The following is a 1,921-nucleotide window of genomic DNA, read 5'->3' as shown; positions in this document are numbered from 1 at the left end:
GAGTCTGGGCCGTGTCTCAGTCCCAGTGTGGCCGTTCACCCTCTCAGGCCGGCTACCGATCGTCGCCTTGGTGAGCTATTACCTCACCAACTAGCTAATCGGACGCGGACCCATCCAAGAGCGGATTGCTCCTTTGGTTGTCCGGGGATGTCCCCAGACAACGTTATGCGGTATTAGCAGCCCTTTCGGGCTGTTATCCCCCACTCTCAGGCAGGTTATCCACGCGTTACTCACCCGTCCGCCACTAAGCACTTCCACCGAAGTATCCGTGCTCCGTTCGACTTGCATGTGTTAGGCATGCCGCCAGCGTTCGTCCTGAGCCAGGATCAAACTCTCCACAAAAAATGTTGTAGATAAAGCTTGAGTCAAGCTCTTATTAATTGAAATCATTGTCCGTCCTGCTTACGCAGGGCGAATTGACTTAGTTTCGCACGCTTTGCTTACAACTGTTCGATTTTCAAGGACCCAAGTTTTTCTTGCCCGTTTGTCGGGCGGAAGATTATAATATCATTTTGTATTCCTGATTTCAACTGGTATTTTTAGGCATTTCATTCGTTTTGCTTTGAAAAAGGCACACACGGTTTCTAACCGACTTGTATATTTACCCTGATGGATACGTCCTGTCCGCGACAGGAGTTATAGACTATCACTACCGGCCTACCTTTTCAACCGGTAACTTCTGGTGCGAAAGGAGGGATTTGAACCCTCACGGTTTGCTCACACGCCCCTCTGCCAGTCCCGCCACTCTCGCTCCTGGAGCCACTGACCGGGTTTGAACCGGTGCCCCTTACCAAGGATACGCTCTGCCTACTGAGCTACAGCGGTATCGTCGTGTTATGAGTGTAAAAAAACCCCTTATCAGTGTCTAGAGAATTTCTCCTAAGACAAAGAAAGGGGGAATCCTGACTTTAACCATTTTTCAGCGATTTTTTGCAGGATTTATTCAATGGTCCGGAATTGAACCGGCAGAAGGGATGCCACGGTCCTTTCTAGCACCTGCTCCATTGTCTTCGATCTGTCTATTTATGTGGAAGGCGAAAATGAATACCACGTGGAGCGGAAGACGAGATTCGAACTCGCGACCCTCGCCTTGGCAAGGCGATGCTCTACCACTGAGCTACTTCCGCGCTGGCCAATCAATTTTAAGCCTTAAAACCCACAATATATGAACCAATGGAGCCGACGACAGGACTTGAACCCGCAACCTACTGATTACAAGTCAGTTGCTCTACCAATTGAGCTACGTCGGCGTTATGGCGGAGCAAACGGAATTGTATTTTATCAAGAGCTATGGCCAATATCAATATGAACTTCAGCCCTCCGGCACCATATTACGGATAATGAGCTCAATTAAGGGAATACGTCTTTTATCGACAAATAAAGCGATTTTACACCCGATGACGGTCTTTGTACAAGCAGATATACTGAAAACACCTAATTCATTTGAAGGGAGTTTCGGAATATGCTTGTCGCTGAAGTGTCATTTCGAAAAGATACCGATTTGTACAACAAACACATAAGTGATTGGTTGTCCGATTTTACCGCACATCGGGTTCGAGAACTGATTAAGAGGATCATTGCGTTACATAAGTTGTTCGCTACTCATGAAAAAATAATGAATCGAACAGATATCCTTCATATTACTATCGGAGGCACACCTTCTTCTCCCCAATTAGAAATTTCTTCACCGGTGATTCGTATGATCAGCTTAAATTCAGAATGGGAAACCCTTCTACAGGCAACTGGAATGTCTATTATGAATGATTACGAACGAATTCAGCCGCAACAGTTGGTATTGGCCTTAGCGTAAAGCATAAGACCTATAAAGCCCTTGTTTTCTGAAGCGCGTTTTCAACACCCCTACCGTAAGTAAAAAAAGAATTTTGGCCTAATGGAATTTTTTGCAATTTAAAGGATTATG

At 45.9% G+C, this 1,921-nt stretch carries 1 protein-coding gene, 2 tRNA genes and 1 rRNA gene; 1 reads left to right on the top strand and 3 read right to left on the bottom strand.

What is annotated here, in order from left to right; genetic code table 11:
- The 3 genes from H1S01_RS20000 to H1S01_RS19990 all read right to left on the bottom strand — a co-directional run.
- Positions 1–342, bottom strand: a 16S ribosomal RNA gene (locus H1S01_RS20000); the annotation flags it as partial.
- A gap of 710 nt (positions 343–1,052) precedes the next feature.
- Positions 1,053–1,127 (bottom strand) — tRNA-Gly (locus H1S01_RS19995).
- A 47-nt stretch (positions 1,128–1,174) separates the two neighbouring features.
- Positions 1,175–1,250 (bottom strand) — tRNA-Thr (locus H1S01_RS19990).
- Positions 1,251–1,462: 212 nt separating this feature from the next.
- Between H1S01_RS19990 and H1S01_RS19985 the strand changes: the two genes are divergently transcribed.
- Positions 1,463–1,810, top strand: coding sequence for a hypothetical protein (locus H1S01_RS19985; RefSeq protein ID WP_155477464.1), 348 nt, complete (start codon positions 1,463–1,465; stop codon positions 1,808–1,810).
- Positions 1,811–1,921: the final 111 nt, after the last annotated feature.

This window comes from Heliobacterium chlorum (assembly GCF_014502795.1).
GTDB lineage: Bacteria > Bacillota > Desulfitobacteriia > Heliobacteriales > Heliobacteriaceae > Heliobacterium > Heliobacterium chlorum.
The sequence above is the reverse complement of the archived record's forward strand: the minus strand, read 5'-3'. Positions and strand labels throughout refer to the sequence as shown.

Coding starts and splice junctions, on each gene's coding strand:
- H1S01_RS19985 (WP_155477464.1), top strand. CDS start 1,463: ATGCTTGTCGCTGAAGTGTCATTTCGAAAAGATACCGATTTGTACAAC.